Origin of the sequence: Streptomyces sp. NPDC091282 (assembly GCF_044757385.1) — a bacterium.
Taxonomy (GTDB): Bacteria; Actinomycetota; Actinomycetes; order Streptomycetales; family Streptomycetaceae; genus Streptomyces; species Streptomyces gramineus.
Genome location: NZ_JBIVUX010000003.1, coordinates 647,241 through 671,284, shown reverse-complemented (window position 1 = coordinate 671,284; position 24,044 = coordinate 647,241). Strand labels below are relative to the sequence as shown.

The window sequence follows — 24,044 nt, the reverse complement described above, 5'->3', positions numbered from 1 at the left end:
GGCCTACTCCCCCTTTCCCGTCGGATCCTGGGAGCTTCGGACGGCCTCGGCCAGCTGGTGGTCGATGTCTTCGTAGGCTTTCGCAGCCGCCTTCGCGATACTCGCCAGCGCGTCGACCTCCCCGGTCAGCTTCTCTCTGCTGATCTCCCAGTTGTCGGCGAAGTCCTTGAACTTGTCGGCGAGATGCTCGTCACCGAAGTCGTCCGAGTAGTTCTCGAGTTTCCCGATCCCGTCGAACGCCTTCTTGATGCTGCTCAGTCCCCGGCCCATGCTCTCGATGACATCGAGATCAAGCCGTTGGTGATCGCCTTCGCCGGCCACAGCGCCCCCATGATGTCGATCCACCCGCCTCGTGTCCGATGGCATACACCGGCCGTCCGCATGAGCAAAGATCTCACGAGTGGGCCGTCGGAATGCCCCACGCTCCGACGCCGCGGCGGACGGCGGCCATGACGAATCCTGACTGGTCATAGATGAGTTGGGGCACATTGACGTGTGACACGTCAGAGGGGCGGTGCGACAACCGGTGGGAGCGGTGAGCTGCGTGCCGGATGGATCACACCGCCACGAGCCGGACCCGCTCGCCGCGCAGTTTGGCCATGTCGTCAATATCGGAAGTCAGCATGACCACGGGGCGGTGCTGTCGCAGCGCGGCCTCGGCGACGGCCGCGTCGATCGCGTATTTGTGCCCGTGCAACCCCGCATGCGTCAGCAACAGCGAGGCCGCCCTCGCCTCCTCGTCACCGACCGGGACCACTCGCAGCCCGGAGAGCACCCAGTTCAGGCGGGACGTGTTCGTGCGGGCGTGGGCGACCTCGATGATGGTGAGCGCACTGATCACGACGTCCATGCCGCGCGAGCGCGCCTCGGCGATCAGAGCCACCACCTGCTCGTCGTCCGCGAGCAGCTTCGAGAGCCCCTCGCTGTCGAGGACCAGCGTCCCTTCGTGACTCAGCCTGCGGCGGGCCACTCGGCCTCCTCGGCGAACACCTCGTCGAAGACCTGCCGCGCCCGCTGCCGAGCCGGCTCGGAGACCGGGCCCTTACGGCTCTCGTAGTCGGCCAGGTACTCGTCCAGGATCTGCCCGCGCAGCTCACGCTCGACCGCCTCGGCGATGAACGCGGAGAACTCCCGCTTGCCCACCCGCGCACGGATCGCCTCCGCGGTCCCCTCCGGCAGCGACAGGCTCACCCGCGTCGCCGGGCCTTCCCCGATGCCGTACGTCGTCTCACCCATACATCGAGTGTGTCAAACGAGTAGGAAAAGTGCCACGGACCGCATCCGCCCGGCTCCCGAGTCGTGGACGTCCAGGACGGTCCCGGCGCGGGAAATTCCAAGGGTCCGACCCCGAGGGGGTCGGACCCTGTGCCGGCACCTCAGCCGGTCACACGTTGAACCGGAACGTCCGGGACAGCCAATCCCACCTGCGAAAACGTCATTTGGGCCGGGTCAAGTCAGCACAGAATCAGCACGGGCGGCAGAGGCTCCGGCGGGTGGGGACAGGAGGGTGGCTCCACCGTCCGCGATCTCGTGGCCCGGACCACCCCGAGTCGCTACGGTTGAGCCATGACCGCACTGCCCGACTGGATGCGCCCGCCTCGCGCGGAAGGCTGGTACGCGGAGGACTTGGACCACCTCCCGGAAGCACCACGCCACACCGAGCTGATCGACGGAGCCCTCGTCTTCATGATGTCCCCTCAGCGGTCGTGGCACGGCCGTCTCGTCACCGCGCTGACCACCGCACTCATGGCGCAGGCACCGACGGGCATCGAGGTCGAGCGGGAGATGACGATCCGCCTCGACGCCCGCAACCGCCCCGAGCCGGACCTCCTGCTGACAGACCTCCCCTACGATCCCGACCGCACCTGGTACGCCCCGGAAGACGTGAAGCTCGTCGTGGAGGCGGTGTCGCCCGAGTCCGCGCACCGGGACCGCACGGTCAAGCTCCGCAAGTACGCCGAGGCCGGCATCCCGCACTACTGGTGCATCGAGGACGAAAGCGGCGCTCCCGTCGTCCACGTCTACGAACTCGACGAGCCGACCGGCGTCTACGCGCCCGCCGGTATCTTCCGGGGCACGCTGAAGCGCCCGGTGCCTTTCGAGATCGGCCTGGACCTCGACGGACTCACCCCGCCGCGGAGCGACTAGGAGTCGGCGTCGAGCCGCCGCGGAAAGGCAGAGGGGCCGAGTTCCGGCGAACTCGGCCCCTCTGACCGCCGGACGGTGGCCGTCCGGTCACACGTTGAACCGGAACTCCACCACATCCCCGTCCTGCATCACGTACTCCTTGCCCTCCATGCGCGCCTTGCCCTTCGCGCGGGCCTCGGTGACCGAGCCGGTCTCGACCAGGTCGTCGAAGGAGATGACCTCGGCTTTGATGAAGCCCTTCTGGAAGTCCGTGTGGATGACGCCGGCCGCCTCCGGGGCCGTGGCGCCCTTCTTGATGGTCCAGGCGCGGGACTCCTTGGGACCGGCCGTGAGGTAGGTCTGCAGGCCCAGGGTGTTGAAGCCGACGCGGGCCAGGGTCGCGAGGCCGGGCTCCTCGGCGCCGACCGACTCCAGCAGCTCCAGGGCGTCCTCCTCGTCCAGCTCGGCGAGGTCCGCCTCCAGCTTGGCGTTGAGGAAGATCGCCTCGGCCGGGGCGACCAGGGCACGCTGCTCGGCCTTGAAGGTGTCGTCGGTCAGCTCGTCCTCGTCGACGTTGAAGACGTAGAGGAAGGGCTTGGTGGTCAGCAGGTGCAGGTCGTGCAGGAGCTCGGCGCGCTCCGAGCCCTGGAGGAGGCCCTGGGAGAACAGGGTATCGCCCTTCTCCAGGATCTCCTTGGCCTCCTCGACGGCCTTGACCTTCGGCGCCACGTCCTTCTTGATCCGCGACTCCTTCTGGAGACGCGGCAGGACCTTCTCGATCGTCTGGAGGTCGGCGAGGATCAGCTCGGTGTTGATCGTCTCGATGTCGTCCTTCGGCGAGACCTTGCCGTCGACGTGGACGACGTTCTCGTCCTTGAAGGCCCGGATGACCTGGCAGATCGCGTCGGACTCACGGATGTTCGCGAGGAACTTGTTGCCCAGGCCCTCGCCCTCGGAGGCGCCGCGCACGATGCCCGCGATGTCGACGAAGTCGACCGTCGCCGGGAGGATCCGCTGCGAGGAGAAGATCTCGGACAGCTTGGCCAGGCGGGCGTCGGGGACGCCGACCACACCCACGTTGGGCTCGATCGTGGCGAACGGGTAGTTGGCCGCGAGCACGTCGTTCTTGGTCAGGGCGTTGAACAGGGTCGACTTGCCGACGTTGGGCAGGCCGACGATTCCGATCGTGAGCGACACGTTGCGACTTCCCGTAGTGAGTGGGTGAGTGAGCCGGAGGCGGCCTGTGCCGGCGGGCCGGCCGATCCACCAGTTTACGGGGTTCACCGGCCCGGGCCGGCGGCCGCGTCGAACACCTGGACACGGTCCGCTCTTCGGCTTGGTTTCGGCGTGTCTGGTCTGCGATTCGGCACATTAACCGACCTAAGTTGGTCCGGTGGAGCATCACAGGACCCGTCCCCGACAGCACGGACAACGCCGTGGCGCCCCCCGACCACCCGTGCCGCCGCAGGCGGGACGGCGGCCGGCCCCGGCCGAACGCCGGCCTGCCCCGCGCGGCGGCCGCCCGGCGCCGGTGGCCGCGGCGACCGGCCCGCGGCTCACCGGTCTGGGCGGCGGCCTGTTCTGCGCCACCGCGATGTTCCTGCTCGGCTTCCTGGACGACCTGCTGTTCGGGGCGTCCCTGACCGTCTACGGCGTGCTGTCCCTGCCGGTGTGCGCGCTGACCGCGCTGTGGGTGCGCGGGAGCGATCTGCTGACCGCCCCCGTCGTCGTCCCGATCGCGTTCGCCGCCGGCCTGCTGACCGTCTCCGACGACGGCGGCGGCGGCTTCCTGGGCGGTGTGATGGGCCTGGTGACGGCCCTGTCCACGCAGGCCGGCTGGCTCTACGGCGGCACGCTGGTCGCCGGGGCGATCGTCGTCGTACGCCGGATCCGGCTGATCCGGCGGAGACGCCGGGGCTGACCCGCGGGCCGTCCCCGGGCCGTCACCCGGCTCCCCGCGGGCCGTCCGCGGCTACCTGGCGTGGTCGGACGCGCGCATCGCCGCGCCCACGATCCCCGCGTTGTTCTGCAGCTGGGCCGGGACGATCTCGGCCCTGATGCCCTCGATGAGGGGCAGGAACTTGTCGGCCTTGCGGCTGACGCCGCCGCCGATGATGAACAGCTCCGGGGTGAACAGCATCTCGACGTGGGCGAGGTACTTGGTGACCCGGCGGGCCCAGTGCTCCCAGGTGAGGTCGTGGTCCTCCTTGGCCTTGCTGGACGCCTTCTTCTCGGCGTCGTGGCCGTCCAGCTCCAGGTGGCCCAGCTCGGTGTTGGGGACCAGCTCGCCCTCGGTGAACAGGGCGCTGCCGATGCCGGTGCCGAAGGTGAGCAGGATGACCACGCCCTTGCGGTCCCGGCCCGCGCCGAACTTCATCTCGGCCACGCCCGCCGCGTCCGCGTCGTTGACCACGGTCACCGGCAGGCCGCCGAGCCGGTCGCTGAAGAGCGTGCGGGCGTCGGTGTCGATCCAGCTCTTGTCGACGTTGGCCGCCGTGCGGATGTGCGTGCCGTCACTGATCACCCCGGGGAAGGTGAGCCCGACCGGGCCGGTCCAGCCGAAGTGGTCGATGACCTGCTTGACCCCGTCGGCGACGCCGTCGGGCGTCGCCGGGTGCGGGGTGAGCACCTTGCAGCGCTCCTGGGCCAGGTCGCCCTTGTCCAGGTCCACGGGAGCGCCCTTGATCCCGGAACCGCCGATGTCCACGCCGAAGATCTGCATGGCTCCACGTTACGTGGGTCCACTGACCGTCACGACGCCGGACCGTCGCGCGGTCACACCGTCGTACGAGCGCCGCTCACGCGCCGGCGCCGCTGCCGCCGCGCTCGGCGACCAGGGCGGCCGCCTCCTCGCGCAGGTCACGGCGGAGTTCCTTGGGCAGCGAGAAGGTGATGGACTCCTCGGCCGCCTTGACGATCTCCACGTCGCCGTAGCCGCGCTCGGCGAGCCACTCCAGGACCTCCTCGACCAGTACCTCGGGCACCGAGGCGCCGGAGGTGACGCCGACCGTGGTGACCCCGTCCAGCCAGGCCTCGTCGATCTCGGCGGCGAAGTCGACCAGGTGGGCGGCGCGGGAACCGGCCAGCTTGGCGACCTCCACGAGCCGCTTGGAGTTGGAGGAGTTGCGGGAGCCGACCACGATGACCAGGTCGGCCTCGGCGCCCATCTGCTTGACGGCGAGCTGGCGGTTCTGGGTGGCGTAGCAGATGTCGTCGCTCGGCGGCGAGATCAGCTGCGGGAACTTCTCCTTGAGCGCGTCGACCGTCTCCATCGTCTCGTCGACGGAGAGCGTGGTCTGGGAGAGCCAGACGACCTTGGACTCGTCGCGGACCTCGACCTTGGCCACGTCCGCCGGGCCGTCGACGAGCTGGATGTGGTCGGGGGCCTCGCCGGAGGTGCCGATGACCTCCTCGTGGCCCTCGTGGCCGATCAGGAGGATGTCGTAGTCCTCGTCGGCGAACCGGACGGCTTCCTTGTGGACCTTGGTGACGAGCGGGCAGGTCGCGTCGATGGAGGCGAGGCGGCCGCGCCGGGCCTCCTCGTGGACGATGGGGGCGACGCCGTGCGCGGAGAACATCACGATGTTCCCCTCCGGGACCTCCTCGGTCCGCTCGACGAAGATCGCGCCCTTCTTCTCCAGGGTCTGCACGACGTACTTGTTGTGCACGATCTCGTGCCGGACGTAGATCGGGGCCCCGTACTGTTCCAGGGCTTTCTCGACGGCGATCACGGCGCGGTCCACACCCGCGCAGTAGCCACGGGGGGCGGCGAGCAGGACACGGCGGCCAGGCGAAGCAGTCATGGCACCCATCGTAAGGCCGCGTTCGGGGGCTCAGAGATCGCGTCCCGGTGACGGTCCCGGTAAGACTGGCCGAAGACCGGAGCAGGGTGCGGCGCACGTCCGCGGGAGGCACTGATGTCCGAGACCGGTACGGCGACGGCGCCGCAGCCCGGAGCGGGCGAGCGGCACCGGCTGCGGCGCTCTCTCGGCTTCCGGGACCTGGTGGTCTACGGGCTGCTGTTCATCGCCCCGATGGCACCGGTCGGCGTCTTCGGCACGCTGGACGCCACCTCGCACGGCGCGGTGGCCCTCGTGTACGTCGTGGCCACGGTCGCGATGGCGTTCACCGCGTTCAGCTACGCGCAGATGGTCCGGGTCGTCCCGCAGGCGGGCTCGGTCTTCGCCTACGCGCGCGTGGCGCTCGGGAGGGAGGCGGGGTTCGTCGCGGGCTGGATGGTGATGCTGGACTACCTGCTGATCCCGGCCGTGGCCTACCTGTTCTCCGGGATCGCGATGAACGCGCTGGTGCCGGAGGTGCCCCGGTGGGTGTGGACGGCGCTGGCCGTGCTCGTCACGACCCTGCTGAACCTGAAGGGGGTGCGCGCGGCCGCCGTCATCGGCTTCCTGGTGCTCGCCCTGGAGATCGTCGTGCTGCTGGTGTTCGTGGTCTCGGCGCTCGTGGTGCTCGCCCGCGACGGCGCGCAGCGCGGGGTGTGGTCGCCGTTCACCGGGGACGGCACGCAGGGGGCGTTCGCGCCGGGCGCGGTGGCGGGCGCGGTGTCGGTCGCCGTCCTGTCGTATCTCGGCTTCGACGCGATCGCCTCGTTCGCCGAGGAGGTCACGGGCGGTTCGGAGCAGGTCGCGCGGGCGGTGCTGTGCTGTCTGGCGCTGGCCGGTGTGCTGTTCGTGGCGCAGTCCTACCTGGTGGCGCTGCTCGATCCGACGACGTCCGCGCAGCTGGCGGCCGATCCGGTCCGGCAGGGGCCGGCCTTCTACGACGCCGTGGACGCGTCGGTGGGCAGGTGGCTGCACGATCTCGTCGCCGTCAGCAAGGCGATCGGGGCGGCGTTCGCCGCGCTGGCCGGGCAGGCGGCGGCCGGCCGGCTGCTGTTCGCGATGGCGCGGGAGCGGCGGCTGCCGCGCGCGCTGGCCGGGACGAGCGGCGGGGTGCCGCGGGCCGCGCTGCTGTGTGCGGCGGTGGTCACGCTGGTGGCGGCGGTGTGGGCGGCCCGGCGGGGCGACGGCATGGACAAGCTGGTGTCGGTGGTGGACATCGGGGCGCTGTCGGCGTTCACGCTGCTGCACGCGAGCGTGGTGAGCTGGTTCGTGGTGCGCCGCGCGGGCGGCGAGGTGCGCTGGTGGCGGCACGCGGTGGTGCCGGTGGCGGGCGCGGCGGTCACGGTCGCGGTGATCGTGGCGGCGTCCGGGGCGGCGCAGGCGGTGGGCGCGGTGTGGCTGGCGGCGGGGCTGCTGACGGCGGCCGCGCAGCGCCGGTTCGCGGGGTGACGGGGCTGTCGGTGGGCGCCGTTACGCTCGGCGCATGGCTTTGAACACGTCTGTCGAAACGCCGCTGCCCGTCGGCGAGGTGTCCCGGCTGATCGGCGGGTGGATCGACCGGCTCGGTGCCGTGTGGGTCGAGGGGCAGATCACCCAGCTCTCCCGGCGGCCGGGTGCGGGCGTGGTGTTCTTGACGCTGCGGGATCCGTCGTACGACATCTCGATCGCCGTCACCTGTTACCGGCAGGTGTTCGACGCCGTCGCCGATGTGGTCGGGGAGGGTGCGCGGGTCGTCGTGCACGCGAAACCGGAGTGGTACGCGCCGCGGGGGCAGCTGTCGTTGCGGGCGGCGGAGATCAGGCCGGTCGGGGTCGGGGAGCTGCTGGCGCGGCTGGAGGCGCTGAAGAAGGCGCTGGCCGCCGAGGGGCTGTTCGCCGCCGGGCGGAAGAAGCCGCTGCCGTTCCTGCCGCAGCTGATCGGGCTGGTGTGCGGGCGGGCCTCGGCCGCCGAGCGGGACGTGCTGGAGAACGCCCGGCACCGGTGGCCCGCGGTGCGCTTCGAGGTGCGGAACGTGCCGGTGCAGGGCGTGCACGCCGTGCCGCAGGTCGTGCAGGCGGTGAAGGAGCTGGACGCGCTTCCGGAGGTCGACGTCATCATCGTGGCGCGCGGCGGTGGCAGCGTGGAGGATCTGCTGCCGTTCTCCGACGAGCAGCTGGTGCGGGCGGTCGCCGGGTGCCGTACGCCGGTCGTGTCCGCGATCGGGCACGAGCCCGACACCCCGCTCCTCGACTACGTCGCCGACCTGCGGGCCTCCACTCCGACCGACGCCGCCAAGAAGGTCGTGCCGGACGTCGGGGAGGAGCTGGAGCGGGTGCGGATGCTGCGGGACCGGGCCCGGCGGTCGGTGGACGGGCTGGTGGCGCGGGAGGAGCGGGGGCTGGCGCACGCGCTGGCGCGGCCGGTGATGGAGGATCCGCACCGGATGGTCGACGAGCGGGCCGATCATGTCGCCTCGCTGGTGGACCGGGAGCGGCGCACCCTCGGGCATCTGCTCGACCGCGCCGACTCCGAGCTGACGCACACGCACGCGCGCGTGGTGGCCCTCTCCCCCGCGGCCACGCTGCGGCGCGGGTACGCCGTGCTGCAGAAGGACGACGGCCGGGTGGTGCGGGATCCGGCGGACGTCGGGCCGGGCGAGGCGTTGCGGGCGCGGGTCGCCGAGGGCGAGTTCACGGTGCGGGCCGACGGCTGACGCCGGGCCGTACCAGTCGATCGAGAAAGGTCAGTGCATGAGCAGCAGGACGGATGAGGCCGCCCTCTCGTACGAGCAGGCGCGGGACGAACTGATCGAGACGGTGCGGCGGCTGGAGGCCGGCGGGACGAGTCTTGAGGAGTCCCTCGCGCTGTGGGAGCGGGGCGAGGAGCTGGCCCGGGTGTGCCGGCGGTGGCTGGAGGGGGCGCGGGCCCGGCTGGACGCGGCGCTCGCCGAGGAGGAAGAGGAGGCGGCGGGCGACGCGGAGGAGGAGTGAGTCCGGTGGTGTGAGCGGGCCGCGGCGGTGGGGCGGACCACCGGATTCCGACCGTCGTTGAAAGTTGAACCTTCACGGCGTATGGTCGGTGCCGTCAGCCTATCCGGACCGCGGTCCGGATTGCACGGATCGCGATCTTCAGGAAGTTCGACATCATGTCTCTCGTTCTCGACGCCGCCGCCCAGGACCTGCTGTTCCGCGAGGCCCGCACCGCCAACACCTTCACCGACGAGCAGGTGACCGACGAGCAGGTCCAGGCGATCTACGACCTGGTCAAGTACGGCCCGACCTCCATGAACCAGTCGCCCCTGCGGGTGGTCCTGGTCCGCTCCGCCGAGGCCCGCGAGCGCCTGGTGCAGCACATGGCCGAGGGCAACCAGAAGAAGACCGCCACCGCCCCGCTGGTCGCGATCCTCGCCGCGGACAACGAGTTCCACGAGGAGCTGCCGCAGCTCTTCCCGCACTTCCCGCAGGCCAAGGACGCCGTCTTCGGCGACCGCGCGGTGCGCGAGAAGAACGCCGCCCTGAACGCCGCCCTCCAGGCCGCGTACTTCATCGTCGGCGTCCGCGCCGCCGGTCTCGCCGCCGGTCCGATGACCGGCCTCGACTTCGCGGGCGTCCAGAAGGAGTTCCTGGACGACGACCACACCCCGCTGATGGTCGTCAACATCGGCAAGCCGGGCGAGGACGCCTGGTTCCCGCGCTCCCCGCGCCTGGCCTACGACGACGTCGTCACGACCGTCTGAGCAGCCCCGCACGCGTGAGAGGCCCCCGGCACCGTCGCCGGGGGCCTCTCGCGTCGGTCGCGACGGCGGGTCAGGACATCTTCAGCGCGGCGGCCATCTTCGTCAGCTGGGTGAAGGAGGCGGTGCCGGCCACCACCGTCGTGGAGCCGGGCGTGTTCTCCAGCACCAGCGCCTCGTAGCGGCCGCCGGCGTAGTGCGTCCACGTGCGGTCGCCGATCGTCTCGGTGCGCTTCGTGGCGGTCGCGCCCTGGCTGGCGTCCGTGATGAAGTCGGCGGGCTTCTGAGTCGACTGCTCGATCTGGACGTACTGACCGTCGGGGGTCTGGTAGCCGAGGTGCCAGCGGTCGCCGTCCTCGCCCTGGAAGCGGACCGAGGTGGCCTTCCAGTCGGCGGGCAGGCCCTCCGGCGCCGCCACCGGGTAGGCCGCCGCCCGCCGGGCCGTCAGCAGCTCGACCCGGTAGTCGACCCGCTGGATGTCGGGAGCGTGATCGTCATGCGGGACGAGCAGGTAGATGAAGCCCGCCGCGAGGCCGATCAGGGCCAGGGAGAGGATCATGTCCCGGACCGTCTTCTGCTTGCCGTTCGTACCTGCCACGCCCTCTATCGTCGCAGGTGCCCGTCGCGCTCATCCGTGGGGTCCCCTGCTCATTTTGTCGGCCTGGGGATAGAGTCGACGGGAACCCTCATCCGGCCGTCGTCGTATCAGAAAGGTGCGCTCCGATGACCGAGCATCATCACTTGCCGTCCGAACTCGATGTCCCCTCCGAGGCCCCCGACCGCAACCTCGCCCTGGAACTCGTCCGCGTGACCGAAGCCGCCGCGCTGGCCGCCGGCCGCTGGGTGGGCCGCGGCGACAAGAACGGCGCCGACGGCGCCGCGGTTCGCGCGATGCGGACCCTCGTCTCCACCGTGTCGATGAACGGCGTGGTCGTCATCGGCGAGGGTGAGAAGGACGAGGCCCCGATGCTCTTCAACGGAGAGCGCATCGGCGACGGGACCGGGCCCGAGGTCGACATCGCCGTCGACCCGATCGACGGGACCACGCTGACCGCCAAGGGCATGCCCAACGCGATCGCCGTGCTGGCCGCCGCCGAGCGCGGCGCCATGTTCGACCCGTCCGCCGTCTTCTACATGGACAAGCTGGTCACCGGCCCGGACGCGGCGGACTTCGTCGACATCGACGCGCCGGTCTCGGTCAACATCCGGCGCGTGGCCAAGGCGAAGCGGGCCGCCCCGGAGGACGTGACCGTCGTCATCCTCGACCGGCCGCGGCACGAAGGGATCATCCAGGAGATCCGCGAGGCCGGCGCCCGCATCAAGCTGATCTCCGACGGTGACGTCGCCGGGTCGATCTACGCGCTCCGCGAGGGCACCGGCGTCGACATGCTGCTCGGGATCGGCGGCACGCCCGAGGGCATCATCTCGGCGTGCGCCGTGAAGTGCCTGGGCGGGACCATCCAGGGCAAGCTGTGGCCCAAGGACGACGAGGAGCGGCAGCGGGCCCTCGACGCCGGGCACGACCTGGACCGGGTGCTGACCACCGAGGACCTGGTGACCGGGGAGAACGTGTTCTTCGTCGCCACCGGGATCACCGACGGCGAGCTGCTGCGCGGTGTGCGCTACCGCTCGGAGACCGCGCTGACCGAGTCGATCGTGATGCGGTCGAAGTCGGGCACGGTCCGGAAGATCGACTCCGAGCACCGGCTGCGCAAGCTGCGGGCGTACAGCTCGGTGGACTTCGACCGGGCGAAGTGACGCCTTTGGCCCCGCGCCCCTGAGGGGCGCCGCTCCTCGGGCCCGTCAAAAGGGCGCCCTCTGTGCGGAGAGGGCGCCTTTTCGTCAGCCCGCCTGCGCTATGCGGTTCGCCGCCGTCGCTCGCGCCGCCTTCTTCAGCTCCATGTCGCGGCGCCTGCGCCGGGCCAGCACCACGCGGCGCTCCGCCGCGGTGAGGCCGCCCCAGACGCCGTACGGCTCGGGCTGGAGCAGCGCGTGTTCGCGGCACTCGACCATCACCGGACAGCGGGCGCAGACCCGCTTGGCCGCCTCCTCGCGGGACAGCCGGGCGGCGGTGGGCTCCTTGGACGGTGCGAAGAACAGGCCAGCCTCGTCGCGCCGGCACACCGCCTCGGTGTGCCAGGGTGCGTCTTGGTCCCTGTCCCGCACTGGCACCCGCTGGGCCGGCACGGCAGCTACCTGCAGGGACGAATGCGGCGGTTGCAGCACGGTCTACTCCTGACGACGGCTTCGCGAGCGAGAGACGATGCAGCAAGGCCTACCCGCTGTGCGCGGGCCTATGCACAGCGTCCCCAACGGCCGCCGCGCCGCGGCCTGTTCACGACCCCGGGCGCCTTCGGCCCGGCCGCGATTCGCGTCCGTCAACGGTCCAGGTGTTTGCGCAACTTCCTGTCGACCTTGTCCTGGACCCGGTCGAGGATGTCCTCGATGAACTTCCCGCGCTTGGGCCGCGCCTCCACGTTGCCGAGCACGGCCCATCCCTCGACGTAGACGACCGGCGCGTCGGCGTCCACCGAGTCGCGGGTGTCCGCCTCGAAGTTGCCGAGCACGCCGCCGCCGGTGCCGCGCAGCGACACGTTCTCCGGGACGCGGATCTGGACGTCGCCGAAGACCGAGAACGCCCTGATGACGACCTGCTGGTACTCGAAGATCGCCTCGGTGAGGTCAAGCTCGACGGAGCCGAAGACCGCGTAGGCGTGCAGCCGGCGGCCCGCCCGCCAGCGGCCCCGGCGGCGGGCGCTGCTGAAGACGGCCACCACGTTGCTGTCCGGCTCGACGGGGATCGCGCCGGGCGTCGGCCGGGGCGGTACCGGCGTGTAGCCCGCGGCGGCCGGACGGGCGTGGGCCGCCGGCAGGTCCCGTATGAACACCTCCAGCTCGCCCACCGTCTTGGCGCTCAGCACGCCTTCCACGCGCTCGGCGTGCTCGTCGGCGGTCAGGCGCCCCTCGGCGAGGGCCTCCCGCAGGATGTCGGCGATGCGGTCACGGTCGGCGTCCGAGGCGCGCAGCTCGGCGACCGGCGTCCCGGCGCGCTCCTGCGGGGTCTGCTTCTGAAGGTCCACGGCAGCAGGGTACCGAAACGCGATAGATCGCGACTAGGGCCTGTCTGGCAATTCCCGTCGTCGCCCGGAGGGCGGCCGCGCGGCGTCAGGTGCGTGCTCTCGGCGTGCCGGGCGTGGACCCGCGTACTGGCCGTACTCGGGTCTGCGCCCGGTGCGGCGAGAGTGCGTGCATGGCGTCGCGCGGCAGACGGGAATTGCCAGACAGGCCCTCGGGGTGTGGACGACCTCGGGCGTGTCGAACTGAGCCTTACCTCACAGGCTCCCGGTCCGAGGCAGGTTCTACGCTGGACAGCGCCCGCCGACGTCGACGGGCAGCCGTCCGTCAGAGTGAGGAATGGGCTGAGATGCCTGAGTTCGCGTATACCGATCTGCTTCCCCAGGGCGAGGACACCACGCCGTACCGGCTGGTGACCTCCGAGGGCGTGTCCACCGTCGAGGGGCCGGACGGGCGGACGTTCCTCACGGTGGAGCCGGAGGCGCTGCGCAAGCTGGCGGAAGAGGCGATCCACGACATCCAGCACTACCTGCGCCCCGCCCACCTGGCCCAGCTCCGCCGGATCGTCGACGACCCGGAGGCCTCGGCCAACGACAAGTTCGTCGCGCTCGACCTGCTGAAGAACGCGAACATCGCGGCGGCCGGCGTGCTGCCCATGTGCCAGGACACCGGCACCGCGATCGTCATGGGCAAGCGCGGACAGAACGTGCTGACCGAGGGCGGCGACGAGGCGGCGCTGAGCCGCGGCATCTACGACGCCTACCTGAACCTCAACCTGCGCTACTCGCAGATGGCTCCGCTCACCATGTGGGAGGAGAAGAACACCGGCTCCAACCTGCCGGCCCAGATCGAGCTGTACGCGACCGACGGCGGCGCCTACAAGTTCCTCTTCATGGCCAAGGGCGGCGGCTCGGCCAACAAGTCGTTCCTCTACCAGGAGACGAAGGCCGTCCTGAACGAGGCCTCCATGATGAAGTTCCTGGAGGAGAAGATCCGCTCGCTCGGCACGGCCGCCTGCCCGCCGTACCACCTGGCCATCGTCGTCGGCGGCACCAGCGCCGAGTACGCGCTGAAGACCGCGAAGTACGCCTCCGCGCACTATCTGGACGAGATCCCGGCCGAGGGCTCGCCGCTCGGCCACGGCTTCCGGGACAAGGACCTGGAGCAGAAGGTCTTCGAGCTGACGCAGCGGATCGGGATCGGCGCGCAGTTCGGCGGCAAGTACTTCTGCCACGACGTGCGCGTGGTCCGGCTGCCCCGGCACGGCGCGTCCTGCCCGGTCGCCATCGCCGTGTCCTGCTCCGCGGACCGGCAGGCCGTCGCGAAGATCACCGCCGAGGGCGTCTTCCTGGAGCAGCTGGAGACCGACCCGGCGCGGTTCCTGCCGGAGACCACCGACGAGCACCTGGACGAGTCGGCGGACGTGGTGAAGATCGACCTGAACCAGCCGATGGACACGGTCCTCGCCGAGCTGACGAAGTACCCGGTCAAGACCCGGCTCTCGCTCACCGGCCCGCTGGTCGTCGCCCGCGACATCGCGCACGCCAAGATCAAGGAGCGGCTGGACGCGGGCGAGGAGATGCCGCAGTACCTGAAGGACCACCCGGTGTACTACGCCGGTCCTGCCAAGACTCCCGAGGGATACGCCTCCGGCTCCTTCGGTCCCACCACGGCCGGCCGTATGGACTCCTACGTGGAGCAGTTCCAGGCGGCGGGCGGCTCCAAGGTGATGCTCGCCAAGGGCAACCGCAGCAAGCAGGTCACCGACGCGTGCGAGGCGCACGGCGGCTTCTACCTCGGCTCCATCGGCGGCCCGGCGGCGCGGCTCGCGCAGGACTGCATCAAGAAGGTCGAGGTCGTCGAGTACGAGGAACTCGGCATGGAGGCGGTCTGGAAGATCGAGGTCGAGGACTTCCCGGCGTTCGTCGTGGTGGACGACAAGGGCAACGACTTCTTCCAGGACCCGGCCCCGGCCCCGACGTTCACGACCATCCCGGTGCGCGGTCCCGGCCTGGCGTAGTTCCCGGAGTGCGGCGGCGGCACGTCGGGCCCCCGCCGCACTCGGCCGTCCCGTTCCCGGGACCCGGCGGTCAGTAGGGCATGCAGCCGAACCAGTTCACCGTGGCGCCGGACTTGGTGAAGCCCATGCACCGCACGGTCCTGTCGTGCTTCGTCGCGGTTCCCGTGACCGGGCTGTCCGCGTAGTCCGTCTTGTGCCGGCGCTCCACGAGGGTGTCGACCTCGACGCGGTACCAGCGCTTCCCGCCCGGGGACGGCACGCTGCAGCCGCGGGCGGTGATGTTGCGGCTGGGATCGCCACTCCAGACCGGCCGCTCGGCGCGGTCGCAGTGGGCACGGTGCGAGCCGCCGCTGGCGGCCGCCGTTCCGGCTCCCGCGCCCAGCAGGGTCGCCGTGCCTATGGACACCGCCGCGATGGCGCCGAGCAGACCCTTGGGAGTGAAGTTCATCGGTCGGTCCTCCTGCCAGCCGTGGCGCCGGCGGGAGTCGCCGGTCACCTTGGGCAGATAGTCACACTTATCCGTGATGTCCGGCTCGGCGAGGGAGGACGCAGTCCCCCGACCCGGTGACGTCGGTGGTGCCAATGCAGCAGACCGGAACAACCGCGTCACCCCGATCGCTGATACCTGCATGAGCGACTACCGCATCGAACACGACTCCATGGGCGAGGTCCGGGTCCCGGCGCACGCCAAGTGGCGGGCCCAGACCCAGCGGGCCGTCGAGAACTTCCCGGTCTCCGGGCAGCGGATCGAGCGCGCGCACATCGAGGCGCTGGCCCGGATCAAGGGCGCGGCGGCCAAGGTGAACGCCGAGCTGGGGGTGATCGACGAGGACATGGCCCGGGCGATCCAGGACGCGGCGGGGGAGGTCGCCGAGGGGACGTGGGACGAGCAGTTCCCGGTGGACGTGTTCCAGACCGGGTCGGGCACCTCGTCGAACATGAACACCAACGAGGTCCTCGCGACGCTGGCGACCGAGCGGCTCGGGCGCGAGGTGCATCCCAACGACCACGTCAACGCCTCGCAGTCGTCGAACGACGTGTTCCCCTCGTCCCTCCACATCGCCGCCACCGCCGCCGTCACGCGGGACCTGATCCCGGCCCTGGAGCACCTCGCCGCGTCCCTGGAGCGCAAGTCGGCCGAGTTCGCCGACGTCGTGAAGTCCGGGCGGACCCACCTGATGGACGCCACGCCGGTGACCCTGGGACAGGAGTTCGGCGGGTACGCGGCGCAGGTGCGGTACGGCGTGGAGCGGCTGCGGGCCTCGCTGCCCCGGCTGGCCGAACTGCCGCTCGGCGGGACGGCGGTGGGCACCGGGATCAACACCCCGCCCGGGTTCGCCGCCGCGGTGATCGAGGAGGTCGCGCGGGTCACCGGGCTGCCGTTCACCGAGGCCCGCGACCACTTCGAGGCGCAGGGCGCGCGGGACGGGATCGTGGAGACCAGCGGGCAGCTGCGGACGATCGCGGTCGGCCTGACGAAGATCGCCAACGACCTGCGGTGGATGTCCTCGGGGCCGCGCACCGGGCTCGCCGAGATCGCGCTGCCGGATCTGCAGCCGGGGTCCTCGATCATGCCGGGCAAGGTCAACCCGGTGATCCCGGAGGCCGTCCTGATGGTGTCCGCGCAGGTCATCGGGAACGACCAGACCATCGCGGTGGCCGGGGCTGCCGGCAACTTCGAGCTGAACGTGATGCTTCCGGTCATCGGCAAGAACGTGCTGGAGTCCGTCCGGCTGCTCGCCAACGTCACGCGGCTGCTCGCCGACCGGACCGTGGACGGCATCACCGCGCACCGGGAGCGGGCCCGCGAGTACGCCGAGTCCTCCCCGTCCGTGGTCACGCCGCTGAACAAGTACATCGGGTACGAGGAGGCCGCCAAGGTGGCCAAGAAGGCGCTGGCGGAGCGCAAGACGATCCGCCAGGTGGTCATCGAGGGCGGGTACGTCGAAAAGGGCGATCTGACCCTCGCGCAGCTGGACGAGGCACTGGATGTCCTGCGGATGACGCGGCCGTAACCGCGTGCGAACGTTTCGCGCCGCCCGGCCAGAACCGTGACGTCCACCGCAGCGTCGTATGCCCATGGCACCTAATATCTGTGCATGGCAGACGGTGGAGCGGTGAGACGCGTGACGCGCGGGGAGACGGGCGGTGCGGCCGGCGGCGGAGCCGGGTTCTGGGCCCCGGGGAGCCAGATCCTGTGGCGGTACCGGGAGAACGCCGGGCAGGGTTTCCACATCGCGCGCCCCGTCACCGTCGTCCGCGACGACGAGGAGCTGCTGGCCGTCTGGCTGGCCCCCGGCACCGAGTGCGTCCGGCCCGTCTTCGCCGACGGCACGTCGGTCGCCGAGGAGCCGCTGGAGTCCCGCTACACCAAGCCGCGCACCGTCCGGCGCGGCCACTGGTTCGGCACCGGCGTGCTGAAGCTGGCCAGGCCCGGTCTGCCCTGGTCGGTGTGGCTGTTCTGGGAGCCGGGCTGGCAGTTCAAGAACTGGTACGTCAACCTCGAACAGCCGCTGGCCCGTTGGGACGGCGGAGTCGACTCCGAGGACCACTTCCTCGACATCTCCGTGCACCCGGACCGCAGTTGGCGCTGGCTCGACGAGGACGAGTTCGCCCAGGCGCAGCGGGACGGCCTGATGGACGCACAGACGGCCGAACGGGTGCGGGCGGCGGGCCTGTCCGCGGTGGCCGCCGTCCGGGCCTGGGAGGCCCCGTTCTCGGACGGCTGGCAGCACTGGCGCCCGGACCCGTCCTGGGCGGTACCGTCGCTGCCGGAGGACTGGGACCGTACGCCCGCGCACGTGTCCACATGAGACCCTTGATGCGCCCCCGGTACACAACCGTAGGATCGTCCTCCGCAAGGGCGCGCTGAGCACAACTCCCGGAGGATGTCCGGGCTTGACCGAACGTCACCGAGGGGCGGCAGGACGTGAGCGAGGGGTACGAGGGCGGCACCGGCGAGCGGGGCGTGGCCCCCAGATCGTTCGCCGGCGGCACGGGAACAGCCTGCGGCCGCGCCGGAATTCCGTTCCCGGGGCACGTAATCCGGGTATCGGAGTCTCGGCGGGACCACCTGCGCGCCCGGCGCGCAGCCCCGGACGGACGGATGCGACACGCGTGACGGAGCACCCCACCTCTTACGAGCGCCCCCAGCCGGGCGCCGACCCCGCTCAGGCCCGCGGGGCGCTCCTGCGTACCCCGCAACCGCCACCGCAGGCACAGCCCCGCCCGTCCGGCGCCACCGCCTTACCGGCACAGGCCCGCGCGGGCGAGACGCCCACCGGCCCCGGTACCAGCACGTCCGAGGAGCACTCCGTCAACGGCCCCGAGCACGCCCAGCCCACCAGCGCTGAGCCCGACCCGCACCGGCCCCGCCCCACCGCGGAGGGGATCCCGCCGCAGCCCGGCGCCGAGCAGGAGCGGGTGACGGGCGCGGGCTCCGCCGAGCGCCGCACCGGACGCGGGCTGCCGCCCGGCCGGCCGATGCCGATGCGCCGGGACGGCGACCGGCTGCGCTTCGTGGGAGCCGCGACCCGCCGCATCGCCCGGGGCATCGACCTGGACGAGATCGTGATGGGGCTGTGCCGGGCGACCGTGCCGACCTTCTCGGACGCGATCCTGGTCTATCTGCGCGACCCGCTGCCGGTCGGCGACGAGCGGCCGGTCGGCCCGGTGGTGCTGCGGCTGCGCCGTACCGACCGGATCCCGGAGGAACGGGACACCGACGGCTTCCCGCCGCTGCCCGCCCCGGAGCCGGAACCGGCCGACATCGGCCTGTCCGCGCTCACCGCGGAGCTGTGCGAGGTACGGCCGGGCGGCGCTCTGAACGAGGTGCTGCGGGGTGTGCGGCCGGTTTTCGCCGACTCCCCCGCGGCGCGCTCCGCGCTGCCCGAACTCCTCGGCGAGGGCGCCGACGCGCTGGTCCCCGGCGGACAGCACGCGATCCTCGCCCCGCTGCGCGGCCGGCGCCGGGTGATCGGCGCGGCGGTGTTCCTGCGCCGCCCGGAGCGGCTCGCCTTCGAGGCGGACGATCTGCTGGTCGCCGCCCAACTGGCCACGCACAGCGCGCTCGGCATCGACAAGGCGGTGCTGTACGGCCGGGAGGCCTACATCGCCGACGAACTGCAGCGGACCATGCTGCCCGAGCACCTGCCGAGCGCCACCGGCGTGCGGCTGGCCTCGCGCTACCTGCCGGCCGCCGAGACCGCGCGGGTCGGCGGCGACTGGTACGACGCGATCCCGCTGCCGGGCAGCCGGGTGGCGCTGGTCGTGGGCGACGTCATGGGCCACTCGATGACCTCGGCGGCCATCATGGGGCAGCTGCGGACCACCGCGCAGACGCTGGCGGGCCTGGACCTGCCGCCGCAGGAGGTCCTGCACCACCTGGACGAGCAGGCGCAGCGGCTGGGCACCGACCGGATGGCGACCTGCCTGTACGCGGTGTACGACCCGGTGTCGCACCGCATCACCATCGCCAACGCCGGTCATCCGCCGCCGGTCCTGCTGCACCTGGGCGGTCACGCCGAGGTGCTGCGGGTGCCGCCGGGGGCGCCGATCGGGGTCGGCGGGGTCGACTTCGAGGCCGTCGAGCTGGACGCGCCGGCCGGGGCGACGCTGCTGCTGTACACCGACGGTCTCGTGGAGTCCCGGCTGCGGGACGTGTGGACCGGTATAGAGCAGCTGCGCGAGAAGCTAGCCGCGACCGCGCAGCTGACCGGCCCGGATCATCCGCCGCCGCTCGAAGCGCTGTGCGACGAGGTGCTCGACATGCTCGGGCCCGGTGACCGCGACGACGACATCGCGCTGCTCGCGGCCCGGTTCGACGGGATCGCGCCGAGCGACGTGGCGTACTGGTTCCTGGAGCCGGAGGACGCGGCGCCGGGCCGGGCCCGGCGGCTGGCCCGGCGGGCGCTGGCGCGCTGGGGCCTGGAGGAGCTGACGGACTCCGTGGAGCTGCTGGTCAGCGAGGTCGTGACGAACGCGGTGCGGTACGCGTCCCGGCCGGTGACCCTGCGGTTGCTGCGGACCGACGTGCTGCGCTGCGAGGTCGGCGACGACGTGCCGCAGCTGCCGCGGCTGCGGCAGGCGCGGGCGACCGACGAGGGCGGCCGGGGCCTGTACCTCGTCAACAGACTGGCCAGACGGTGGGGAGCGACCCGGCTGAGCACCGGCAAGGTCGTCTGGTTCGAGCTGAACCGATAGCGCCGCAGGGGTTCAGGCCGCGCCCCCAGGAGGTTGCGCTCCTCGGGGGACGCGGGGAACGTGCGTCGACGGCCGCCACCGGACCGCCCGGACGACTACTGGAAGTCGTCCGCGGCCGGGTCCAGCGGATTGTCCGTGATGCCGCCCGTCGGGCTCTGGCTCGGCGAGTTGGACGGCGAGTTGGACGGCGGCGCCGACGTCGTCGCGCTCTGGCTCGGCGAGTTCGACGGTGTGTCCGACGGCGGCGCGGACTTGGTCGGCGTCTGGCTCGGCGTCTCGGACGGCGTCTCGGACGGCGGCGCGGACTTCGACGGGGACTCGGTCGGCTGGACGGCCGCGCCCAGGTCGGTGTTCAGCTCGAACTTCTGCTTCTTCGTGACGCCGAAGGTGTACGTCGCCCAGATCTGCGCCGGGTACCCGCCGCCGTTGATGCGGCCGGTGCCGGGGATCAGACCGGTGGCGCCGGTGAGGGACACCTGGCTGTGCTTCTTGTAGTCCTCGCCGAACAGCCCCACCGACGTCACCAGGTCGGGCGTGTAGCCGGTGAACCAGGCCGACTTGTTGTTGTCGGAGGTACCCGTCTTGCCGGCCACCTGCTGGCCCTTGCGCAGCGGGTTCTGGGCGACCGACACCTTGGCCGTACCGTCGTCGACCACGCCGGTCAGGACCGAGGTCACCTGGTCGGCGGCGCTCTCGCTGATCACCGGGTCGCCGATCGGATTCGGCGGATCGACCGTGCGGCCGGTCTTCTCCGCCGACGCGAGGATGGTCGGGGTGACCTTCTTGCCGTGGTTGTCGAGGGTGGCGTACACCCCGGCCATCTCCAGCGGGCTCGCGCCCATGGAGCCGAGGGTCTGCGCGGGCACCGCCGGCAGGTTCGTGGTGTCCAGGCCGAGGTCGTCGGCGACCTTCATCACGTTCTTCATGCCGACGTCGACGCCCATCTGCGCGAACACCGAGTTGACGGACTTGTTCATCGCCGTCTGCACGGTGATGTCGCCGTAGTCGGCGTCGTCCTCGTTCGGCGGCGAGAAGGCGATGTCGCTGCCCTTGACCGGACGGCCGCTGGTGCCGTCGTAGACCGTGTTGGCGTTGATCTCCTTGCCGTCCTGGGTCTTGGCGTCCTGGTCCAGTGCCGCGGCGAGGATGATCGGCTTGAAGGTCGACGCCGGCTGGTAGTCGGCGCGGGTGGCGTTGTTCGTGTAGTGCTTGTAGTAGTCGATGCCGCCGTACAGGGCGACGATCTTGCCCGTCTTCGGGTCCACGGAGACGGCGCCTGCCTGGACGTTCTTGTCGACCGTCCGCTTCTTGCCGTCGAGCTTGCCGGTGAGCTGGCCCTGGACGGCCGCCTCCAGCTTGGCCTGCCGCTTCGGGTCGATGTTGAGGGTGATCGTCCAGCCCTGGTCCACGACCTGGGCCTCCGCCTCGGAGCGGGTGAGGCCCTGCTTCTTCATCAGCTGGTTCTCCAGCTGGGTGTTGGCCAGGTCGACCAGGTAGCCCTTCTGGCCCTCCAGTCCTGAGGCGGCCTTCGGCTCCTTCGGTACCGGGAACTTCATGGTGTCGCGCTTGGTCTTGTCCAGCCAGCCCTGGCCGACCATGTTGTTCAGGGTGTAGTTCCAGCGGTCCTGCACCAGCCTCTTGCCGATGGGACCCGCCACCGCCCAGTCGTACTGGCTCGGCGCCTGGAGCAGCGCGGCCAGATAGGCGCCCTGCTGGACCGTGAGGTCCTGGGCGTCGACGCGGTAGTAGGCCTGGGCGGCGGCCTGGATGCCGTAGGCGCCCCGGCCGTAGTAGCTGGTGTTGATGTAGCCCGCGAGGATCTCGTCCTTGGACTTCTCGCGGTCCACCTTCAGGGAGATGACCAGTTCCTTCAGCTTGCGCGTGACGGTCTGGTTCTGGTCCAGGTAGTAGTTCTTGACGTACTGCTGGGTGATCGTCGAACCGCCCTGGGTGCCGCGGCCCCGCGCCGTGTTGTACAGGCCGCGGGCCATGCCCTTCAGGTCGATGCCGTTGTCGCTGTAGAAGGACTTGTTCTCCGCGGCGACGAAGGTGTGCTGGACGTCCTTCGGGACCTTGGACAGGTCCACGATCTCGCGGTTGACGGTGCCCTTGCGGGCCAGGACCGAGCCGTCGCTGTACTTGTAGACGTTGCTCTGCGTCTGCGCGAGGGAGTTGCCCGCGGGGACCGACACCATCATGTACAGCACGATGAAGCCGCCGATGCCGAGCAGGCACAGGCCGAGGAAGGTGCCGAGCACCTTCTTCCAGGTGAAGAGCCGGCGTATGCGGCCCTTGGCGGCCTTGCCGTCCTTGGCGGAGCCGCCCTTGGCCGCGGCCTTGCGGCGCTCCGCGCGGGTGCCGCCCTCGGCCTGCGGGGCCCGGACGGTCCTCGTGGTGCCGCCGGGCGACTCGAGTATCTCGGGCGTCCCGGGTGCGGCCGGCGGCGACGAGCGGCGTCCGGGCGCGGCGCGGCGGCCGCCGCGCTGTCGCGCTTTTCTCTCTTCCGCTCGTCCCATGAGTCCGTCTGCTCCGCTTCGTCTCGGCTGTCACACGTGTGTACGGGCATCACACAAGTACGTGGCTCAGGTCAGCTCCGAAAGCTAACACCGCTCTCTATGACAAAGAGCAGACGATCCACCCTTTACGGACGTGACAATCAGCACCCCGCTCCAACGGAACCGACGAGCGGGAGGCACCGAGGGTTGCCTGGACGAATAAAGTGATATCACTTGGATAGAACGAAGCTAGACAGAGCACGTCCGTGCCGCAGCCCGTCACCCCAGGGGGAGACCATGTCCGTCCACGACCCGTCGGCGACCGCCGACGTACCCGAGATGCCGGCCCCGCGCGTGCGGGAGTCCGTCGCGCACAGCATCGGCGGCGGACTCGCCCTGCTGCTGGGCCTGGTGGGGCTGATCGCCGCCGCCGCGCTGTTCGTCGCCGCGTCCGTGAACCCCGGTTTCGCGGCCGGAGGCGTCGTCGTCCTCCTCGCCTCCGTCATCGCGATGCGCGGCCTGAACACGGTGGCGCCGGGCGAGGCGCGGGTCGTCCAGCTCTTCGGGCGGTACCGGGGCACGATCCGGCAGGACGGACTGCGCTGGGTCAACCCCTTCACCTCGCGCACCAAGATCTCCACCCGGGTCCGCAACCACGAGACCGCCGTCCTCAAGGTCAACGACGCCTACGGCAACCCGATCGAACTCGCCGCGGTCGTCGTCTGGAAGGTCCAGGACACCGCCCAGGCCGTCTTCGAGGTCGACGACTTCACGGAGTTCGTGTCCACGCAGACCGAGACCGCCGTCCGGCACATCGCCATCGAGTACCCGTACGACGCCCACGACGAGGGCGGCCTCTCGCTGCGCGGCAACGCCGAGGAGATCACCGAGAAGCTGGCCGTCGAGCTCCAGGCGCGCGTGGAGGCGGCCGGGGTGCGGGTCGTGGAGTCGCGGTTCACGCACCTCGCGTACGCTCCCGAGATCGCCTCGGCGATGCTCCAGCGGCAGCAGGCCGGCGCGGTGGTGGCCGCGCGGCGGCAGATCGTGGACGGCGCGGTGGGCATGGTCGAGGCGGCGCTCGCGCGGATCGCCGAGCAGGGCATCGTGGAACTGGACGAGGAGCGCAAGGCGGCGATGGTGTCCAACCTGATGGTGGTGCTGTGCGGGGACCGGGCCCCGCAGCCGGTGCTCAACACCGGGACGCTGTACCAGTGACCGACTCGCCCGAACAGGCGCCGCGGCGCCGGCCGCAGCAGCGCAAGCAGGTGCTGCTGCGGCTGGACCCGTCCGTGTACGACGCGCTGGCCCGGTGGGCCGGGGACGAGCTGCGGTCGGCCAACGCGCAGATCGAGTTCCTGCTGCGGCGCGCCCTCGCGGAGGCGGGCCGGCTCCCGCGCGAGACGGGCCCCCTCCCCCGCCGCGGCCGCCCGCCGGGCGGCTCCGCCCCGGAGTCCCCGCCCGCCTGAACCACCGCGCACCCCCCGCGGCGGCCCCGGCCGCGAATCCCCGGCACCGGGCTGTCGCACAACCGTGACAATCGGCTCCCAACTGGGCGTTCGCACACCCCGCCATGA

General features: G+C 71.2%; 24 protein-coding genes. 13 read left to right on the top strand and 11 right to left on the bottom strand.

Annotation, left to right across the window (positions count from 1 at the left end; genetic code table 11):
* Positions 1-3: 3 nt before the first annotated feature.
* From ACIQOE_RS16990 to ACIQOE_RS16980, 3 genes are all read right to left on the bottom strand, one after another.
* Positions 4-321, bottom strand: a complete 318-nt coding sequence (locus tag ACIQOE_RS16990) for a hypothetical protein (RefSeq protein WP_401412148.1) — start codon at positions 319-321, stop codon at positions 4-6.
* Positions 322-556: 235 nt separating this feature from the next.
* Entirely contained in the window at positions 557-970 is a 414-nt protein-coding gene (locus ACIQOE_RS16985) for a DNA-binding protein (protein WP_401412146.1), read from the bottom strand.
* Positions 952-1,236: a hypothetical protein gene (locus ACIQOE_RS16980; RefSeq protein ID WP_399012308.1), complete on the bottom strand. Its 285-nt coding sequence runs from the start codon at positions 1,234-1,236 to the stop codon at positions 952-954. The genes ACIQOE_RS16985 and ACIQOE_RS16980 overlap by 19 nt, the downstream gene beginning before the upstream one ends.
* Positions 1,237-1,566: 330 nt before the next feature.
* On the opposite strand from ACIQOE_RS16980, the gene ACIQOE_RS16975 reads away from it, so the two are divergent.
* Positions 1,567-2,148, top strand: coding sequence for a Uma2 family endonuclease (locus ACIQOE_RS16975; protein WP_401412144.1), 582 nt, complete (start codon positions 1,567-1,569; stop codon positions 2,146-2,148).
* 87 nt (positions 2,149-2,235) lie between these two features.
* On the opposite strand, the gene ychF is transcribed toward ACIQOE_RS16975, so the two are convergent.
* Positions 2,236-3,324, bottom strand: a complete 1,089-nt coding sequence (gene ychF, locus ACIQOE_RS16970) for a redox-regulated ATPase YchF (protein WP_351318849.1) — start codon at positions 3,322-3,324, stop codon at positions 2,236-2,238.
* Positions 3,325-3,658: 334 nt separating this feature from the next.
* Between ychF and ACIQOE_RS16965 the strand changes: the two genes are divergently transcribed.
* On the top strand, positions 3,659-4,048 hold the full coding sequence (locus ACIQOE_RS16965; RefSeq protein ID WP_401412142.1) for a DUF6542 domain-containing protein: 390 nt from the start codon (positions 3,659-3,661) through the stop codon (positions 4,046-4,048).
* Positions 4,049-4,099: 51 nt separating this feature from the next.
* On the opposite strand, the gene ppgK is transcribed toward ACIQOE_RS16965, so the two are convergent.
* The gene (gene ppgK, locus ACIQOE_RS16960) at positions 4,100-4,849 is read right to left on the bottom strand and encodes a polyphosphate--glucose phosphotransferase (RefSeq protein WP_351318844.1); all 750 of its coding nucleotides are present in this window, start codon (positions 4,847-4,849) and stop codon (positions 4,100-4,102) included.
* Between the two features lie 76 nt (positions 4,850-4,925).
* Positions 4,926-5,939: a 4-hydroxy-3-methylbut-2-enyl diphosphate reductase gene (locus ACIQOE_RS16955; RefSeq protein ID WP_401412140.1), complete on the bottom strand. Its 1,014-nt coding sequence runs from the start codon at positions 5,937-5,939 to the stop codon at positions 4,926-4,928.
* Positions 5,940-6,044: 105 nt separating this feature from the next.
* On the opposite strand from ACIQOE_RS16955, the gene ACIQOE_RS16950 reads away from it, so the two are divergent.
* The 4 genes from ACIQOE_RS16950 (at position 6,045) to ACIQOE_RS16935 (ending at position 9,681) form a co-directional block, all read left to right on the top strand.
* On the top strand, positions 6,045-7,415 hold the full coding sequence (locus tag ACIQOE_RS16950) for an APC family permease (protein ID WP_401412138.1): 1,371 nt from the start codon (positions 6,045-6,047) through the stop codon (positions 7,413-7,415).
* Positions 7,416-7,449: 34 nt separating this feature from the next.
* A complete protein-coding gene (gene xseA / locus ACIQOE_RS16945) occupies positions 7,450-8,658 on the top strand; it encodes an exodeoxyribonuclease VII large subunit (RefSeq protein ID WP_351318838.1) in 1,209 nt (402 codons plus the stop codon).
* 37 nt (positions 8,659-8,695) lie between these two features.
* Entirely contained in the window at positions 8,696-8,935 is a 240-nt protein-coding gene (locus tag ACIQOE_RS16940; protein ID WP_351318836.1) for an exodeoxyribonuclease VII small subunit, read from the top strand.
* Positions 8,936-9,090: 155 nt separating this feature from the next.
* Complete coding sequence (locus tag ACIQOE_RS16935) at positions 9,091-9,681, top strand: malonic semialdehyde reductase (protein ID WP_401412135.1); 591 nt, start codon at positions 9,091-9,093, stop codon at positions 9,679-9,681.
* A gap of 70 nt (positions 9,682-9,751) precedes the next feature.
* Here ACIQOE_RS16935 and ACIQOE_RS16930 read toward each other — a convergent pair whose 3' ends face one another.
* Complete coding sequence (locus ACIQOE_RS16930; protein ID WP_401412133.1) at positions 9,752-10,276, bottom strand: DUF4245 domain-containing protein; 525 nt, start codon at positions 10,274-10,276, stop codon at positions 9,752-9,754.
* 125 nt (positions 10,277-10,401) lie between these two features.
* Here ACIQOE_RS16930 and glpX point away from each other — a divergent pair, with 125 nt between their 5' ends.
* A complete protein-coding gene (gene glpX / locus ACIQOE_RS16925; RefSeq protein WP_351318830.1) occupies positions 10,402-11,436 on the top strand; it encodes a class II fructose-bisphosphatase in 1,035 nt (344 codons plus the stop codon).
* Positions 11,437-11,520: 84 nt separating this feature from the next.
* Here glpX and ACIQOE_RS16920 read toward each other — a convergent pair whose 3' ends face one another.
* Entirely contained in the window at positions 11,521-11,904 is a 384-nt protein-coding gene (locus ACIQOE_RS16920; RefSeq protein ID WP_350781383.1) for a WhiB family transcriptional regulator, read from the bottom strand.
* Positions 11,905-12,056: 152 nt separating this feature from the next.
* The gene (locus ACIQOE_RS16915) at positions 12,057-12,758 is read right to left on the bottom strand and encodes a DUF1707 domain-containing protein (RefSeq protein WP_362644011.1); all 702 of its coding nucleotides are present in this window, start codon (positions 12,756-12,758) and stop codon (positions 12,057-12,059) included.
* Positions 12,759-13,102: 344 nt separating this feature from the next.
* On the opposite strand from ACIQOE_RS16915, the gene ACIQOE_RS16910 reads away from it, so the two are divergent.
* Positions 13,103-14,773, top strand: coding sequence for a fumarate hydratase (locus ACIQOE_RS16910; protein ID WP_351318826.1), 1,671 nt, complete (start codon positions 13,103-13,105; stop codon positions 14,771-14,773).
* A 70-nt stretch (positions 14,774-14,843) separates the two neighbouring features.
* Here the strand turns inward: ACIQOE_RS16910 and ACIQOE_RS16905 are convergent, their stop codons facing one another.
* The gene (locus ACIQOE_RS16905; RefSeq protein WP_401412130.1) at positions 14,844-15,221 is read right to left on the bottom strand and encodes a hypothetical protein; all 378 of its coding nucleotides are present in this window, start codon (positions 15,219-15,221) and stop codon (positions 14,844-14,846) included.
* Positions 15,222-15,402: 181 nt separating this feature from the next.
* Between ACIQOE_RS16905 and ACIQOE_RS16900 the strand changes: the two genes are divergently transcribed.
* The 3 genes from ACIQOE_RS16900 (at position 15,403) to ACIQOE_RS16890 (ending at position 19,975) form a co-directional block, all read left to right on the top strand.
* Entirely contained in the window at positions 15,403-16,788 is a 1,386-nt protein-coding gene (locus ACIQOE_RS16900; RefSeq protein WP_351934409.1) for a class II fumarate hydratase, read from the top strand.
* An 84-nt stretch (positions 16,789-16,872) separates the two neighbouring features.
* The gene (locus tag ACIQOE_RS16895) at positions 16,873-17,586 is read left to right on the top strand and encodes a DUF402 domain-containing protein (RefSeq protein WP_351318820.1); all 714 of its coding nucleotides are present in this window, start codon (positions 16,873-16,875) and stop codon (positions 17,584-17,586) included.
* 304 nt (positions 17,587-17,890) lie between these two features.
* Complete coding sequence (locus ACIQOE_RS16890) at positions 17,891-19,975, top strand: SpoIIE family protein phosphatase (protein WP_351318818.1); 2,085 nt, start codon at positions 17,891-17,893, stop codon at positions 19,973-19,975.
* A 95-nt stretch (positions 19,976-20,070) separates the two neighbouring features.
* Here ACIQOE_RS16890 and ACIQOE_RS16885 read toward each other — a convergent pair whose 3' ends face one another.
* Complete coding sequence (locus tag ACIQOE_RS16885; protein WP_401412127.1) at positions 20,071-22,491, bottom strand: transglycosylase domain-containing protein; 2,421 nt, start codon at positions 22,489-22,491, stop codon at positions 20,071-20,073.
* Between the two features lie 276 nt (positions 22,492-22,767).
* Here ACIQOE_RS16885 and ACIQOE_RS16880 point away from each other — a divergent pair, with 276 nt between their 5' ends.
* Both ACIQOE_RS16880 and ACIQOE_RS16875 read left to right on the top strand, forming a co-directional pair.
* Positions 22,768-23,685, top strand: a complete 918-nt coding sequence (locus ACIQOE_RS16880; RefSeq protein WP_351318814.1) for an SPFH domain-containing protein — start codon at positions 22,768-22,770, stop codon at positions 23,683-23,685.
* Positions 23,682-23,936: a hypothetical protein gene (locus ACIQOE_RS16875; RefSeq protein WP_351318812.1), complete on the top strand. Its 255-nt coding sequence runs from the start codon at positions 23,682-23,684 to the stop codon at positions 23,934-23,936. The genes ACIQOE_RS16880 and ACIQOE_RS16875 overlap by 4 nt, the downstream gene beginning before the upstream one ends.
* The last annotated feature ends 108 nt before the right edge of the window (positions 23,937-24,044 follow it).